Below are 15673 nucleotides of genomic sequence, written 5' to 3'. Positions count from 1 at the left end.
TGAAGCTTGTCTTTTTTAAACTTGAGCACATTCCAACTCTGAAATCTGCTTTTCTAGCTCTTTGATAAACTCCAAACTTTGTTGTTTTTTCGTTAACTGAAAAAGAAATTTCGCATTTACTATATAATCTTGTATTGTAATAGAATTGAATTTTCTTAGTTTAAACATACTTTGAGAAGCTTGAAGATATAGGTTACCTAACATTGATATATCCTCTAGTTCCTTTGACAGCTTTATGCCTTTCTCCGCTATCTCAATCGATTGTTCATATAACTTTTCGTAAAAATACAACTTAGAAAGGTTAAAGTATACTTTTAGTTTAAAACGTTGAAATGCTTCCAGTTTAATATTTGTATTCAATATATCATTATAATGTTTCTGTGCTTCCTTATAATCTCTATTTTCTGCACATACATTAGCAATGACATTTTTAATTCTTAAATCTTGGAAATGTACCTTATTTATCTCTTTACTCAAAAGCAGTTGCTTTAAATGTTCAACGCATTCCTCCCAAGAAATCAAACCAATTATCTGAGAGGATCTAAAGTAATGCCAATCAACAAATTGATTAAACATTCTACCAAGATCTCTCGCTTCTCTAAGCTTTCTTTCAAGTTTTGTAATCTCATAAACATCATGGTACTTTTTCTTTTTTACAAACTCTTCAATGCTAATAATGGTATCAGATATATAAGTTTGATTATTTTGATAATTTATTTGAAAAAAATAATCGATGGTCACATTCAATCTTAGTGCAATGTAATACAAAATATCGATACTAGGTAACGCTCGCCCCTTCTCAATACTGCTAATGGTGGTTTGGCAGCAAATTCCATCGGATAATTCCTTTTGAGATAATGACTGTTGTTTTCTTAACCTCTTAATCTCTTCCCCTAACAACTGACTGTCCATCATTTTGTCCCCTCCCAAAAATAAGACAAATATCATATATTATGCACAATTTATTACAAATTGAAGCAAAATACAAGACTTTCTCTGATAATGGTCCTACACGTCGAATTCATATTACATAAAAATATACTATAATTATACTAGTAGTAGAAATTGATTAGGAGGAATTAAAAATGAGAAAATTTTTGTATATTTGCTCTGCAATAACAGTAATTTGCCTCTCCCTAGGGTTTTCATCTACATCTTTCACAAGTACCGAAATGTTAAATTTCCAAGAAACTGCAACCCCTCACTACGACCTACCCAATGATCCAGATGACCCAACATTACCTTCTGAAGATTGATTTGTAAAACAGAGGGATAGCTTCTTTTTTCCTTATAGAAAGAGAGCTTATCAAAATTGATAAGCTCTCTTTTTTATCATTTTATAGTAGGGTGGTATGACTCTGATGCAACTAATTCATCTTTAATCCATATATATGGGTGCGTTTCTAATAGGATGTTTTTTAGGTATTCCGGTATTTTGACATCTTCATAGGCACAGACCAATGGAAATTCAAGGTGGATGACCGCTTCATCGACAATCCGCTCTAAATCTTCAATAATATGTAACGGTCCTTCCATCGTTGCCCATTCCACATGTGCCCATGTCCGGAAAAGGAGCCTGTCATCTACTAATGATTGCACGGTTTTAACAAAGTAGTTATAGATAGCAGGAGGATGATAGCTACCACTTGAAAAATAGAAATCAAAATTGTTTACCCAACAGACTAGTTTCATTTGATTTTCCGATAGTATTGTGTTTAACTTGCGTTCAATCATCCGATAAATTCGTTGATTCTCAATCAAAATAACATATTCTTCAGCAGCGACGCCTGATTGAATAAAATCTACTACCTTCTCCAAATATGCCTCTTTATTCTCATACGAATAAAGAACATGAATATTCCGCTGCTCGCTAAACAAATCGTTTATTTTACTTTTCAAGTGAATCACCCCTTCGTTTTCTATCTACCTATTATTTTAGTAGAAAAGTTTGGAAAAAGGGAGGGGTGTGTATCCCAAGTGTCTAATTTAAGGCATGAAATGGAGGTTTGGGACGGGGGGACAGGTCCCTCGTCCCATTCCTGTCCCTACCCATTTTATTGTTACCCCTATCAACTCTCTCGATTTTACTCCTGAAAATCCTGAACATATGACCACTGTTTGCATCGATCGTTTTCCCTTTCATTTTTTTGCAAAATCTGAAAATGTACTTATTCGTAGGAAAGAGGTGGTGTTTTTTTGCCTAGAAACCCCCGTAAGAAGAGCCGCACAGGAATTTATCATATTGTTTTTAGAGGCGTGAATCGCCAGACTATTTTTGAAGATGAGCAGGATAAAAGAGTTTTTCTTCGCACACTTGCTAAATTCAAAGAGAAAAGCTGTGTGGAGTTGTATGGTTATTGTTTGATGGATAATCATGTTCACCTCCTTGTGAAAGAGACAGAGGAGAGCATTTCGGATTTCATGAAGAGGGTTAGTTCGAGTTATGTATATTGGTACAATGCAAAATATAAGAGATGCGGTCATTTATTTCAGGGGCGGTTCTATAGTGAAAGTGTCGAGGATGCTAAGTATTTTGTCACAGCGTTACGGTATATTCATCAGAATCCGCTTAAAGCTGGGCTGGTCCGAAGCGTATGGGATAGCAAGTGGACGAGCGTGCATGAGTATGTGAGAAAGAGGCGGATAGTGGATATTGATAAGGGGTTGCGTTTGTTTTCTCCAGACAGAAAAGTGGCGCTAACGCGGTATTCCGATTTTATGGAGAGGGAGAATGATGATCAATGCCTGGAAGTTCATGAGAGAGTAACGCTTTCCGACGACGAGGTCAGGGAATATTTTCGGAAGGTAGGAGTCGTTAGTAGCAGCATGCTCCAGCAGATGGAAAGGAGCGAGCGGAATGCTCTGTTGGCCAAGGTTAAACAAGTAGATGGTGTGTCCATCCGGCAGCTCTCTAGGGTGACTGGAATTTCTAAGAGTGTGATCGCTCGGGTTTGAGGGGGACAAGAGGAGACAAGGGGACAGGTCCCACGTCCCACGCCCCACGCCCCTTTTTCCTGTTCCAACTATGAAAAAAAGCTCCAGAATCAACTGGAGCTTTTTAGTGAATCAATTATCGTGAAGCCTTTGGCGGCTGGCATACGTCACACTTGCGTTGGTGATTATTCTTGAATTTCGTGAATGTCTTTTCAAAATTGCTGCCACAAGCGCATTTAAATAATAATTTTTGAGAGAATCCATGGTATTCCGTGGATAAAAGTTTACAATCTGAATTCTTCTCAACAAATTCATGTATCTTTCCTAGGGTCCATCGTTTATTCATGTTCTAACACCTCCATCAGGTATCTCGTTGCGGAGGCATCGTACTAGCATCCGTTCTATAGAAGTATAACATATGGGACGATGGGAAGGGGTAACGGGTTGCTGCAAGTGTATTAGTACCGTGGTTTTTAGGAAGAAAGTTTGTTTGGAAAAAGTGAGAGGAACCTATTACAGCAATCATTTAGAGTTTCGCAATAACATCTAAATAACTCTCAAAAGTGCCGCAATTAGCACCAGTCATTCTTTAACTACTCTAGAAAACCGTTCAAAGAAAAGAAACATGCCAATACGACATGTCTCTTTTCCTTGTAATTTAATTGAGTGAGAAAGGGGCTGGGACGAGGGACCTGTCCCTCCGTACCGTTCCTTTAGAACCGCTTCGCTCCAATGTATTTATCCTTCCAGTAGCTACTGTCAAGTTCGCTCACTTTTACGCCATCTGTTGAGGATGCGTGGTAGAATTCACCATTGCCGATGTAGACGCCTGCGTGGCTCACGCCGTTTCCTTCGACGTCAAAGAATACGATGTCGCCAACTGCTGGTGACTCTACTTTTGTTCCTTCTTCATACATTTCTTTTGTCGTACGTGGAAGATCTTTGTTTTCTGCTTCATCGAAAATATAGTTTAGGTAGCCGCTGCAGTCGAAGCCCTCTTCAGGAGTTTCGCCACCCCACTGGTAAGGTGTGCCCTCATACTTTTTCGCCACTTCGACGATATTGGACTCGTTACTTTCCACACCTAAAGCTTTGAAAGTTTCCTCGTCGGCAGTTCCCGTTACCTCGATATCTTTATCAGCTTGAAATGCTTTCACAGCATCAGTCGTATAATCTCCATAGTATGTAGTTGTTTCGCTATATTTGAAATAACCTTTTTCATCTAAAATCTCCTGTAACTCTTTCACGTCTTCATGCCACATTCCAGGCTCAAGCGTTTGATCTCCTAATTCAGCATGACCGATCAATGGATTAAACGCCAACACTCCGGCTAATGCAAATCCTGCTACTAAATGTTTCAAACTATCATCCCCGTTTCTATAGAATCTGACCTGTCCCATACTAACAGGTGGAGATGACAGGGAGATTTTAGAGGGGTTACAGGGGGATAACAATTTTAAGGCTAAAAGTAATATTTAGTACTATGAAGAAAAAACGATATGGGGGGATTTTTGTAGTTATTCCAGTTCCTCCATAATAACAGTTACAACTCTATCCTCTTGAAAGCCAAACTCTATTTGCAACCTGTTATCTTTATCAAAATAACCCACCGTTTCATTGCCGCCTTCGACTCGTTCGTAGTAGTGTTGACCATACTCTCTGATGACTTTATCTTTTTTGTCTCCAATTGCTATCCCTTTTGAAGTTTCATGATTTCTTTGGAAGTGATATCGAAATACCTTGCTTTCCTTCAGTCCGAATTCTATATCATCGTAAATAAGGTATGTTGACTTTGGATCCTGAATTTCTTCTGTTGTGTCAGGTTTTCCAAAAACAGTCATGATCTCATTTTCGTTCGAGTGAATGGAAATAGATTGGACATGTTCCCTAGTGAGATTGGTGCTTTTTGTCGTTTGATAGAAGTCCATTGCTTCTTTTTCAAAAGGGTCGCAGCCGGTTAGAAAGAGAGTCAAAATAAACGTGAATAATAATAGCTTGTTCAAAGGATGTCCTCCTAAATGGCAATTATATGAATATTTTACCATATAATAGACCAGAAGAACCCCCTTCTATATAGCTGAAATAGATTGAAAGACTGGAATAGTATTTTTTGAACAAATGTTTGTTCAAAAGAAATTTTTGTGTTGTTAAGAAAGGGTTAAATAGCGTTAGACATTCCTCGACTATTTTCACATTGTATATTGAAAAAACTTTAAATTAAAAAAACGCAAGATCAGTGTTTAAAACTCTGACCTTGTGTTTCCATCATTATTGTTAATGGGTGTCCAAGAAAACACCTTTAACCCACGCTTTACCATGCTCACGAATAAATTTAATGTCAGTTTGGTAATGGTCATAGTGTCCTTCATCTATCATTTTTTGGAAAGCCATATCACCTTCTGCAGCTTTCCTTTTCATCGTTTTACAAAGGCCTTCTAATCGGAGTAATACCATTTCTATAAGGTCCTTCTCCAAACCATCGATGCCATACGCATCAAAAAACAATTTCACTCTATGTTTTTTACGGTCAGCATCCTTTAAAGGATCATAAAAGACAGCTTCACCTGATTCCGTATGATAATGTCTACTTAAAGGAACGCAGGTGTAAAGCGTGTAGGCGATATCCCAAAGTCTTGGGCCAGGACCAGCATTATCAAAATCAATAATTCCTACTGGAAGCTTATGGTTAAAAATAATGTTATAAATGGCAAAATCATTATGGCATATCACCTCAAATGGCTGAGGTGTGTTATCAATCGGTTGCCAGTTTTCATCTATAGGAAAATCACTCACAGCATCATGATAGCCGCGGAGCATTCTTGCGATTTCTTCCAAAGCTTCATCTGACCACATGAATTTTTTTAACGGATAGTTGCCTGCTTCTCCTTCAATAAAGGACAATATCTCTCTACCTTGTTCATCTATCCCTTGAAAGGAGGGAGCATTTTTGTAGCCTTTGTGATCAAGATGTTTTAGTAATGTGTGAATTTTTGTGCTTTCTGGTTTTAGTTCACGACGGACAGTAGCTCCTGAACGATAGACGTTTGTAACATTTCCACCTTCAAGCAGTTCTTCTTTTTCTTGCTGGTTTCTCATAAAAAATTCCCCCAATGTATAGGGACTCTATGATTGTGGCAATAGAGATGTATTTTTTTCCATAATAAAAAGCAGATATACAACGGTATCTGCTTGGTAATGGGAATTGAATTGTCCACACCATGTAGCCCTTGAATGATTTTAGATAGACAAATAGACGTATCCTTAGAAGGTAGGACCGTGCTTCTGTCTCTATCCAATTACATAATCATTTCAAGGTATTCCACATCGGTATAAATTCCCCTCTCTTTACATCTCTATAAAATATTTTACCAAAGATTTCTAGGTGTAACAATAGAAGAAGGAGTTTTCTAGCATAGTAATCTATAAAGATTTTTGGCATGCAGACCTAGATTACTAGACTGAAGGGATATATAAATGGGAACGTGGGGACAGGTCCCGCGTCCCGCGACCCGTACCTAGTGGGACGAGGGACCTGTCCCTCCGTACCTCCCTCCGTACCTACCCGCCCAGTGTAATGACAAAACGGCAGCCTTGGGTGTAGTTGGGATCAATGGTGATGGTGCCGTTTTGTTTGGTGATGATTTTTTTGGCTATGGCAAGACCAAGGCCTGTGCCGCCCGTGTAGGTGTTGCGTGATTCATCGACTCGGACAAATGGTTCGAAAATTTTGTCGTGATATTCTTTGGGTATGCCCGTTCCTTTGTCTGCAATGGTCAGTACAACATGATGCCGTTCTTTGGTTAACGAGAGAGCAAGGTGGTTGCCTCCGTGAGTAATGCAATTTTGAAGAAGGTTTGTGATGGCTCTTTCGAAAAGGTGGATGTCCATCTTCATCATTAGCCTGCAGTCTGGTATCTCTACTTCATAATGAATGCCTTTTGCCTCTAACTCGTCGACAAATGAGGTGAAAATGTCTCTGACTAATTCCGTCAAATTATGTTCTTCAAATGGTTGTTTATTCGTTTCCATATCAAGGTGAGAGAGGTCGAACAGGTCCTGAATGAGCCGGTTTGCTTTGGTACTGTTGGTCATGATGATAGATGAATATTGTTGGCGTTCTTCATGGGTAAGGGAGGGGAATTTCCATAGTGTCTCCGCATAGCCCTGGATATTGGTCAATGGTGTTTTTAAATCGTGAGAAATGTCTAAGATCAACTGTTTTCTAAGGTGTTCGGAACGCTCCTTTAGCGTGATTTCCTCCCCGATTTTAACAGCCATTCGATTAATGTTTTCCTTAAGATCATTTAATTCTTGGTTTGCTTGGAAATGGATGTTTGTATCGTAATTCCCTTGTGCAATCGAGTCTATGCCACTTAGAAGCTTTTCAACAGGCTGTATAAACTGGGTGGAGGTCCTTTTTACATACCAGCGCAAAATTATGATTAAACATATCAGGAAAAATAGTACGGTAAACAAGAACACATCAAGGAAAAAACGTTCCACAGGTAGATATAAGACTAGATAGTCCCCACCGTCATCTGGAATGAAGAGATCGGTGTCGTAGTGATCGATCTCTTTTAGAAACTTACGTAATTCATACTGATGGCCAATCTCATGCGGGCTGTTATATTGTTGTGTGATTTTGTAATCCTTATTCAAAAATTCAAGATATGCGTGGTCAGGTAGCTCGTGCTCTTTAAACGCTGCTTCCAATCCCTTCTTTTCCCCATCATGATAAAGCTTCTTCAAAAATGCTTCGTCGATATCCTCATACATTGATTCGACATAGATAGTATTCGCAATCAGGGTAATAACGCCTATGAAAAATAGAATGACAAATAACACGGTGTAGTTGAAAAGAAATTGTTTTTTTATCGGAAGGTTTGTCTTTTTGGATAGGGAAAATAACGTGTTAGCTTTCATGCTGTACCATCCGATATCCTAGCCCTTTAATTGTTTTAATGTAGATAGGCGATTTTGGGTTTGGTTCAATTTGTTCTCTAATTCTGCTGATATGCACCATAATGGTGTTGCTGTCACCAAGGTAGTCTGTGTTCCATACTAACTCATATAGTTGGGCCTTTGTGTAGAGCCGGTTAATATTGTTCATAAAAATAGAAAGGAGTTTGGTTTCTTTGGGCTTTAAGGTAAGAGCGGTGCCATTGACGGTAAACTCCTGATTAACTGTATCAAAGGCAAGGTCGCCATTTTGAATAAATTCTTGCTCAGCGGTACCATAATCTGTGCACCGACGAATGAGTGCGTGCACCCTTGATAGCAATTCCACCATACTAAAAGGTTTGACTAGATAATCATCCGCCCCAATTTTAAATCCTGCCACTTTATCGCGATCTTCTCCTCTTGCAGTCAGTAGCATGATTGGAACCTTGGAGTACCTCCTCACCTGTTCAATCACCTGTAATCCATCGATACCAGGCATCATTAAATCCAATATCAACAAATCGGGGACCCTTTCTTCCAATTTCTTTAGTACTTCTTCTCCGCTATAAGCCTGTTCTACTTGATAGCCGTCCTTTTTCAAATGAATAGAAAGCAATTGATTTATGCCATAATCGTCTTCAGCGATGTATATCCGTTTTTGCATGATGTACTCCTCTGTTCTCTGGGTTTCTATCCAATATTTTATCATGAATTTAGAAATAGGATTGACAATTTAAGGATTATTTAAGGTTCTGTTAAGCTTCTGTTTACTTTCTTTTTTTATAATCAAAAAAGAGAAAGGAGGGAGGGACATGGAGGCACACATGTTAGTAGGAAATCAATGAAACTACTAAAATTCATGTCAATTCTTGTTTGTTTTGTATTGGTTTTCTGCCTTTACTTTCTATATGAAAAACAGGAGAGAGAAAAGTTTTATAGCGAAAACTGGGGTTATCAGCTTTTACAAATTAATAAACTGCACCAAAAGTATGGTTTAACAGGGAAAAAAGTAAAAATAGCACTAATTGATACCGGTGTTTCTTCTTCCATCCCTGTCAATGTAGTAAAGAGTATCAATGTCATAGATGGTTCAAATGATGTTCGCGATGATCATGGGCATGGTACTCATTTGGCAGGAATCGTTGGCTCAAAAAGCTTAGGTGTTGCTCCCGATTCGGAGTTGTATATTGTTAAAGCATTAGATCATCAGCTTCAAGGGGACATTTCCACGATTATTAAAGCGATCGAGTGGTCCATCGATCAAAGGGTGAATATTATCTTGATGCCTTTTGGTACATTTGAAGATTCTAGTGAATTAAAACAAGTGATCGACCTCGCAAACTCTCACCAAATTATCATCGTTTCTTCTGTTGGCAATTATGGATTAAAGAAAGACGTAGACATTACCTACCCGGCAAAATATGACAATGTTATTGCTGTTGGAGCTTTAAACAAAGAAGGTGAAGTGTGGAAAGGAACCACTTTAGGAGAGGAAATGGATGTGCTTCTACCAGGTCAATATATCAACAGTTATTCCCTTTCAGGTGGTTCCTTTGTCAGTAGCGGCACGTCCATCGCATCTGCCTACATGGCAGGAGTGCTCGCACTTTATCTTGAAAATAATAACGAATTTACGATTGATAAAGTGTTAGAGGCTATGAAAAATCAAAACCAGCAAACGGAGGGATACATCATTATGAATCCCATCCACTTTATAAATTAATGTAGAAGAGAGGAATTTTCCTATGAAAAAAAGTATTCTATTACTATTAAGCTTTGTGCTAATTTTTTCTACAATTAGCCCATCCATTTCCTTAGCTTTGGAAAAAGAAGAAGATTTACAGCTTGAACATGGTACTCTTGAGGAAGTAAAAGAACTAACAGGTGTGGATGTTTCGGAGGTAACGCTAGAAAACTATGATGAAGAGTTTGATTTTCTACTGGAGGATCCGGTTTTTCATCAACTTGAGGAACATCTACTTCTATCAGAACAAGATGTGGACAGCTTGGAAACGTCTGTTCAAGGTCAATGGGTACCCATTGCAGCGGCAGCTATTCGTTTGTTAACTTCTAAAGTAGGAAGAGAAGGAATGAAGAAAGGCTGGGCTCTAGCAAGACCTTATGTGGATAAAGCAATTAAAGCGCCAAACACGTACATATTGGAAGGTGCTGGAGGAGGCGGAAGAATCATTCAAGTACGCTTGAGAAAAACAGGTTCCGTCGTCTTCCGATTAGATTACTTCCCAATCAAAACAGGCGGACCCAATGTCTTGCACTACCACGTACCACCAAACTTAAAAAAGCATTATGAAGTATTCTAAAACCTTTTATAAAAAGGAGTGGGCAAAAAATGCTATTCGACGACCGTTATCACATGCACGCAGGCTACTATAAAGACGGCCATGATCTAGAAGCTGTCCTTTTCAAAGTAAAAAACAAAGACATGTGGTGCATGTTCTTTCAAAACGACCTCTACCAACTGAACATCACAGAACAAAGCTACCCCTCCGTCCAAAATTTTGGCCTATTGGTAGGCATCTACACCATAAACACCAATGACCTAACGGAAGAAAAAGCTACTGAACTACTAGAAGCCTTTTTGAAAGAACAGAAGTTGATTTGAGTGGGACGGAGGGACAGGTCCCTCGTCCCGCGGAAAGTGGGGGACGGTTACTTGTCACGCACCAGAAGCAGGGGAGAGGGTTCCCCTGCTTCTTTTGGTTTCGTTGTCTGGTCACTGGCACCCACCCACTTTAAAAAAAGTGTCGCAATAACTTCAGAAAGTGTCACAATAACTCCGGAAAGTGTTGCAATAACTCCGGAAAGTGTTGCAATAACCCCGAAAAGTGTCGCAATAACTCCGAAAAGTGTCACAATAATCTTCAAAAGTGTCACAATCAGCTCGTAAAGTCAACAACTGCCAAGGAAGATTCGCAACGTTCTCGCAGAAATCCCTCATATTTCTATTCAAAATGAGCAAATCCCCAAGAAACGCTGCTAAATTCTCATGAAACCACCAAATGTGAGCCATCTACCCAAAAATTTCGCCCTACATCCCCATTGAAAACAGTAACATTAGTTGCCACACTGAAATAGCAAGGGGAATGATAGATACTAGTTGCACCCACGCTTTCTTTGTTGTGAATCCTACCAATAACAATAGCAATCCTACAATAAGCACTCCAATAATGGTTAAGAATGAAATTATCCAAACTCCCCTTTAACATTATCTGGAAAAACTTGTTTTTGTTTTCTTATGTCAGCAATTATCGAAGCAATTATGAGTGAAATCAGCGGAAAGATAATATTCCAAGATGTGAAGCTGAAATCTGAAGAGGAAAAATAGATTTTCATATACATAACTTCATACAACGCATTGAGGATCAGTGTTACGAGTGGCGCAATGTAAAACTTTTTCACAAAAACAGAAGCTAAAACGCCAATACCAATGACGATAAATGGTACAATAACTAATTGCATCACGAATGGGTCGATAGAATCCAATAATTCCATTTTTACATTCTCCTTTTTTGGTGGTAACCGAATCTTTGCTTACTTCCATCTCCACAACAAAGTAAGCGGTTATAGACATGAATAGAGGAATAGACATGGGACGAGGGACCTGTCCCCCCGTCTCTAATGATCCAACCTTTCAGACAAGTAACATGCGGCCAGAAAAACGGGGCAAAGGACGACAATGAGGAGGATAATGTTTATTTCCATTGGTTTATTTTCCTTTCTTGTCCGTAGTGAGTTCCGTTAGCCGTTGAAGGGCGTCTTCCTTTTGAAAAGAGCTGTACCAGCGAAAATCAAGGTCATCAAGGATGCGATAGTGCTGGCTGATGACGTTTTGTTGGAGGCGAAATTCTCCTGCCTTTTTCACGTCTTTCCACCACACCTTCCCGCCCATCGTTTTATCTTTCGGGTGGTCAATTTTTTCGTGTGCGATTGTTTCGATGACTTCTAAAGGGTCTGGTCCCAGGATGGAGGAGAGGATTTCGCTTTCTCGAAAAAGTGTGCAGGTGGCAACCGTCAATGTCCAGCCGGCGGGATTGCGACCTTTTTCAATTTGTACAAGAGTTTTCTTTGAAATACCTAGAATCTCTGCCATTTTGTCCTGCGTATAGTCATGTTCAATGCGAATTAACTTTAGTTTGCTAGATACGAGATGAATAACTTCCGTTTGATCCATATTAATCATTATGCTCCTTTTTATCTTATATGTGTAATTTTACACTTTTAGGAATGGTATTACAATAGTAATTCCTTTTTTCAGGTAAAAAAAAGCGGAGGAACTGTTTAAACAGTATCTCCGCTTTCTTTAAATTGCTTAAAATCCGTTAGTGATAGCTCCGTTATACTCATAAGGAATTTGGAGGTTTGGGGCAGTAGAGCCGTCTCCTTGTTTCTTCTTTATCTCAATTCCTGTTATAGGTACAGTTGAGTCATCTTCGTAAAAGTGGGTGACGATGACAATGTCGTTCTTGTTTTGTAGTAGTGTTTGTACATCTCCGTGTGTGGACAGGGTGTCGTAATGTTCAAAGTCTTCTATGCTGTGGCCGAGTAGCAGTCCGTTGCGGCCAAGGTAGAAGGCATTGTCGTAAAATAAAACATCGGTGAAGTTATACTTTAGCTCTTCATGAATTTCCAAGCTTGGAGCCTTGAACACATGGCCAGAGCTGTTAAACACGAAATTTCCATCTGCAGATACTCTAATTTTTGTTTCTAAATTAAAGTCACCATGATAAGGAGAATCAGAATTTCCAGTAATGATGCCATCTCCCGAAAGGTGGTAAACGGTTAGATCTCTAGGTGAAATTACCGTGTCCACTGCATATATTTTATCCTCACCTGGTGCAAGCTCGATGTATGTTCGTTGGTATATCCAATCACTTGAAAGAAGATTTCCGTTGGCATCATAGCTATTTAAGTTGGAATGCTGTCCGGATCCGCTGGCTACATACATAAAACCTTTGCTGTCAACCACGATGTCGAATGGGTCCAACTTGATGTCTATTTGTTTCTCGAGAGTAAATGTTTCGCCATGGATTACTGCGATGGCACCCTCCTGATCTTCTTCCCACCAGTAGCTACTATGCTCGCCTTTTAATAAGGAAACATAGAGCTTATTATTGGCAAAATAAATGCTTTCTGCCTTCAAATCAAAGGTAATGGTGCTTACTTCTCCAGTTTCATAGTTTAATGCTTTCACGGCTTTTCGTGTATTCGTATAGTAAACAATTGGTTTTGTAGGGTGTATAGCTGTATCGATCATTTTCTCTTCCACAAATTGTTGGATGTCGGTGTCAACAAAGGCAGAGGTTTCCCATGCTACATCAGAAGAAACAGCGCTCTCTCCACCAATTACAATAATATTGACATAACGATTAGATGCAAAATGATCTTCTGCTTCTGGGACAACCTTTGTAGGGTTGGTTAATATCATGTTTGCTTGAAGAATCTTCGCAAGACCAGAGGCGGTTACAGCATCAGGATAATCCTCTTTCGTTTTACTAACAGATGTCCCTCTGACAATCAGGACATTTTCTTTTAAACTATCATCTAAAGACATGATGTTGGTTTGATAACGATTCGCTCCTGCGAGTCGAGTCACATTTAATCCTTTATTTTTGAGATCATTGAAAACGGATTTACCAATGACCTTTTCCCCGCCATAAATGGTAACTTCCTTCACATTGTCTGGCAGCGCAACTGGTAGTTTATTATCGGTTGCTAGATAAATCGGAATGCCGTTAATGGCTGCGGCGCTGGAGGCGGATATAGCATCTGCCACCGTATAGCCGTTCACGACAATTGCTTGTGTATTTTTATCTGTTCCTGCCACTTTGTTTATTTTTGCAGCCGTCTCAAAACGATTGCTTCCTGAGACACGTTCTACAAAATAACCTTCTTTCTTCAACGCTTTATCGATGTCTCCACTAATTGCGGCAGTTCCACCAAGGATAATCACTTCACTTGCATTCAAGCGATAAAGTTCTTGAAAAACAATACTCGGAAGTGAATCTGTAGGAGTTAGCAAAATAGGAGCTTCTAACGTCCCAGCCAAACTTGCAGCAGCTAAAGCGTCTGCAGGGTTATTTGAACGTGCCAAAATCACGATATCTGACTGCTCCCAGCCAGCTTTAGATATTTCTATAGCCGTAGAAATTCGATCCATTCCAGAAATGCGGTAATACTCACTCACAGCTCCGGCCTTACTTGGATAACCGCTAAAAATCCCTAAACCAACAACAAACACAACCACCAACGATAAAAACTTTCTCATCCCTTTTCTTTTCCCCTCAACTTCCTTTATGTAATTGTAAAAAAATTCAATCTAATTTTAATTATAGTTTCAATTATTTTATTTGTCTTTACTTTTTTTGGGACGGGGGGGACGTTTCTCCTGGATCATTCGTTCCGTCTCACTGTATTAACCCCTCCATTTCATATCCGCTATTTTTCTATAAGATTTTGATTTTACTATTAGAGAAAGTAAGAATCCAATCAGTGCTGCTGATAAAAGTGGGTAGGGGCTAAACAGCACTCCAAGCAAGAAATAGTGAGCTCCGAAATAAATGGCAAAAGCACCTGAAACCCACCATGTTCTCTGTTGTACTATTTTCCGATTTTTTTGCACCAACAATCCCACATAAACTCCCATCAATCCAGATATACTCCCAGATAAAGCATGCACGAGTGTCTCTTGTTGGAACGGAAAAACAAGAAAGCCAGGAATGAAAAAAAGTGCAACGAATTTTGCTGAGCCGTATAGCTTTTCAAGAGGAGGTGCGCTTAGGAAGAGGATAAAAATACTTAATAACAGCAGAAGAAACCCCTCAGCAAGGCCTAGCTCGCCTTTAATAGCTTGAACAGTGTTTGTAGTGTATGAGAAATCTTGAATGAATAATTGATAGATTAGATAAAAAATTAGCATAATGACAATCATTAAAGTTGCAGGGGAGGTTGTGGCTCTGAATCTGCTCGGAAAGGCGATTTTTACCTGTCTTTTACCTGAATGTTTAGAGCTAGTCCGCTTTAGGTGTTGAATTAATTCCATCATTATTAACCTTTCGATTTGGGCATCATCAAATTTATCCCACACTTTATGATTTCTTAAGCTAAGCAGAATTTTCTCTTTTAAACTATTCACCAACGCATGATTAATAGAGCCATTTGCGTCATATTCTTTTTTGATATGCGCCATTGATTTCGGATGTGAACGAAAGTGCCGTAAAATCTGACTTCTTAGGTTTTTTTCAGGATTATAAATTCCCATAGGTAGGGCTCCTTTTGTAATCAAGACATATACATATTATACCAATAGGAAACGACATAGGGAAAAATACCTAAAAAAAACTGATTCAAATTTTTAGGATTATTTTGTAAAATAGTATTAGATTGGAAGGGGGGGCTTTGGTGTTATGTTTGTGGAAATGATCATGTTTGCAGTACTAATGTATCTCTATCTACACATAATCTACATAGCGTTTAATAAAACAACAAGGTACACAAAAAAGTACTTTAATGATTTTTTTATCATTGTTTTACCCGGCTGGTTACTCGTATTTCTTTCTTCTAGTCTCATTCTTACTTTCGCAAACGACTTCGTAGGCGCCTTCATCATAAAAATGGTCTTCACCTTTTCATTACTGGTTACCTTCAGCTGTACTTTTTTCATCTTTATTCTCCAACCCATTCACAAAAAGTCCTATCGTTTTGTGCTGGATAAGGTTCAGGAATTCTATAAAGTGTAGTGGGGCGGAGGACGGTTCTTTTGGTTCATACATTTCGTAAA

At 38.9% G+C, this 15673-nt stretch carries 18 protein-coding genes; 4 read left to right on the top strand and 14 right to left on the bottom strand.

Features of this window, described 5'->3' with window-relative positions:
• Positions 1-15: 15 nt before the first annotated feature.
• Complete coding sequence (locus FIU87_RS18755; protein ID WP_172971115.1) at positions 16-915, bottom strand: helix-turn-helix domain-containing protein; 900 nt, start codon at positions 913-915, stop codon at positions 16-18.
• Positions 916-1332: 417 nt separating this feature from the next.
• Positions 1333-1899: an MEDS domain-containing protein gene (locus tag FIU87_RS18750; protein WP_152445986.1), complete on the bottom strand. Its 567-nt coding sequence runs from the start codon at positions 1897-1899 to the stop codon at positions 1333-1335.
• A 297-nt stretch (positions 1900-2196) separates the two neighbouring features.
• On the opposite strand from FIU87_RS18750, the gene FIU87_RS18745 reads away from it, so the two are divergent.
• Complete coding sequence (locus FIU87_RS18745; RefSeq protein WP_152445985.1) at positions 2197-2955, top strand: transposase; 759 nt, start codon at positions 2197-2199, stop codon at positions 2953-2955.
• 115 nt (positions 2956-3070) lie between these two features.
• Here FIU87_RS18745 and FIU87_RS21485 read toward each other — a convergent pair whose 3' ends face one another.
• The 6 genes from FIU87_RS21485 to FIU87_RS18715 form a co-directional block, all read right to left on the bottom strand.
• Positions 3071-3280 carry a hypothetical protein gene (locus FIU87_RS21485; RefSeq protein ID WP_152445984.1) on the bottom strand — a complete coding sequence of 70 codons (210 nt, stop codon included), beginning with the start codon at positions 3278-3280 and terminating at the stop codon, positions 3071-3073.
• A 367-nt stretch (positions 3281-3647) separates the two neighbouring features.
• Complete coding sequence (locus FIU87_RS18735; RefSeq protein ID WP_152445983.1) at positions 3648-4295, bottom strand: C40 family peptidase; 648 nt, start codon at positions 4293-4295, stop codon at positions 3648-3650.
• Between the two features lie 156 nt (positions 4296-4451).
• Complete coding sequence (locus FIU87_RS18730; RefSeq protein WP_152445982.1) at positions 4452-4937, bottom strand: hypothetical protein; 486 nt, start codon at positions 4935-4937, stop codon at positions 4452-4454.
• 271 nt (positions 4938-5208) lie between these two features.
• A complete protein-coding gene (locus tag FIU87_RS18725) occupies positions 5209-6030 on the bottom strand; it encodes a phosphotransferase enzyme family protein (protein ID WP_152445981.1) in 822 nt (273 codons plus the stop codon).
• A gap of 462 nt (positions 6031-6492) precedes the next feature.
• The gene (locus FIU87_RS18720; protein WP_152445980.1) at positions 6493-7857 is read right to left on the bottom strand and encodes a sensor histidine kinase; all 1365 of its coding nucleotides are present in this window, start codon (positions 7855-7857) and stop codon (positions 6493-6495) included.
• A complete protein-coding gene (locus FIU87_RS18715) occupies positions 7847-8539 on the bottom strand; it encodes a response regulator transcription factor (protein WP_172971114.1) in 693 nt (230 codons plus the stop codon). Before FIU87_RS18715 ends, FIU87_RS18720 begins: the two co-directional genes overlap by 11 nt.
• A 177-nt stretch (positions 8540-8716) precedes the next feature.
• On the opposite strand from FIU87_RS18715, the gene FIU87_RS18710 reads away from it, so the two are divergent.
• Genes FIU87_RS18710 through FIU87_RS18700 form a run of 3 tightly spaced genes read left to right on the top strand, consistent with a single transcriptional unit; the run spans position 8717 to position 10498 of the window.
• On the top strand, positions 8717-9598 hold the full coding sequence (locus FIU87_RS18710) for a S8 family serine peptidase (protein ID WP_152445978.1): 882 nt from the start codon (positions 8717-8719) through the stop codon (positions 9596-9598).
• Between the two features lie 22 nt (positions 9599-9620).
• Positions 9621-10196 (top strand): hypothetical protein, encoded by a 576-nt coding sequence (locus FIU87_RS18705; protein WP_152445977.1) that lies wholly within the window; start codon positions 9621-9623, stop codon positions 10194-10196.
• A gap of 29 nt (positions 10197-10225) precedes the next feature.
• Positions 10226-10498 carry a DUF3986 family protein gene (locus tag FIU87_RS18700; protein ID WP_152445976.1) on the top strand — a complete coding sequence of 91 codons (273 nt, stop codon included), beginning with the start codon at positions 10226-10228 and terminating at the stop codon, positions 10496-10498.
• Between the two features lie 47 nt (positions 10499-10545).
• Here FIU87_RS18700 and FIU87_RS18695 read toward each other — a convergent pair whose 3' ends face one another.
• The 6 genes from FIU87_RS18695 to FIU87_RS18670 all read right to left on the bottom strand — a co-directional run bounded on the left by FIU87_RS18695 (position 10546) and on the right by FIU87_RS18670 (position 15556).
• Positions 10546-10770, bottom strand: coding sequence for a hypothetical protein (locus FIU87_RS18695; RefSeq protein ID WP_152445975.1), 225 nt, complete (start codon positions 10768-10770; stop codon positions 10546-10548).
• A 309-nt stretch (positions 10771-11079) separates the two neighbouring features.
• Complete coding sequence (locus FIU87_RS18690) at positions 11080-11388, bottom strand: DUF2651 family protein (protein ID WP_152445974.1); 309 nt, start codon at positions 11386-11388, stop codon at positions 11080-11082.
• A 214-nt stretch (positions 11389-11602) separates the two neighbouring features.
• Positions 11603-12067, bottom strand: a complete 465-nt coding sequence (locus FIU87_RS18685; RefSeq protein WP_152446657.1) for a helix-turn-helix domain-containing protein — start codon at positions 12065-12067, stop codon at positions 11603-11605.
• 138 nt (positions 12068-12205) lie between these two features.
• Entirely contained in the window at positions 12206-14161 is a 1956-nt protein-coding gene (locus FIU87_RS18680) for a cell wall-binding repeat-containing protein (protein ID WP_152445973.1), read from the bottom strand.
• A 147-nt stretch (positions 14162-14308) separates the two neighbouring features.
• Positions 14309-15154, bottom strand: a complete 846-nt coding sequence (locus FIU87_RS18675; protein WP_152445972.1) for a rhomboid family intramembrane serine protease — start codon at positions 15152-15154, stop codon at positions 14309-14311.
• 201 nt (positions 15155-15355) lie between these two features.
• Positions 15356-15556, bottom strand: a complete 201-nt coding sequence (locus tag FIU87_RS18670; protein ID WP_152445971.1) for a hypothetical protein — start codon at positions 15554-15556, stop codon at positions 15356-15358.
• Positions 15557-15673: the final 117 nt, after the last annotated feature.

Origin of the sequence: Bacillus sp. THAF10 (assembly GCF_009363695.1) — a bacterium.
Taxonomy (GTDB): domain Bacteria; phylum Bacillota; class Bacilli; order Bacillales; family Bacillaceae_I; genus Sutcliffiella_A.
This window is presented reverse-complemented; position numbering and strand designations above follow the sequence as displayed.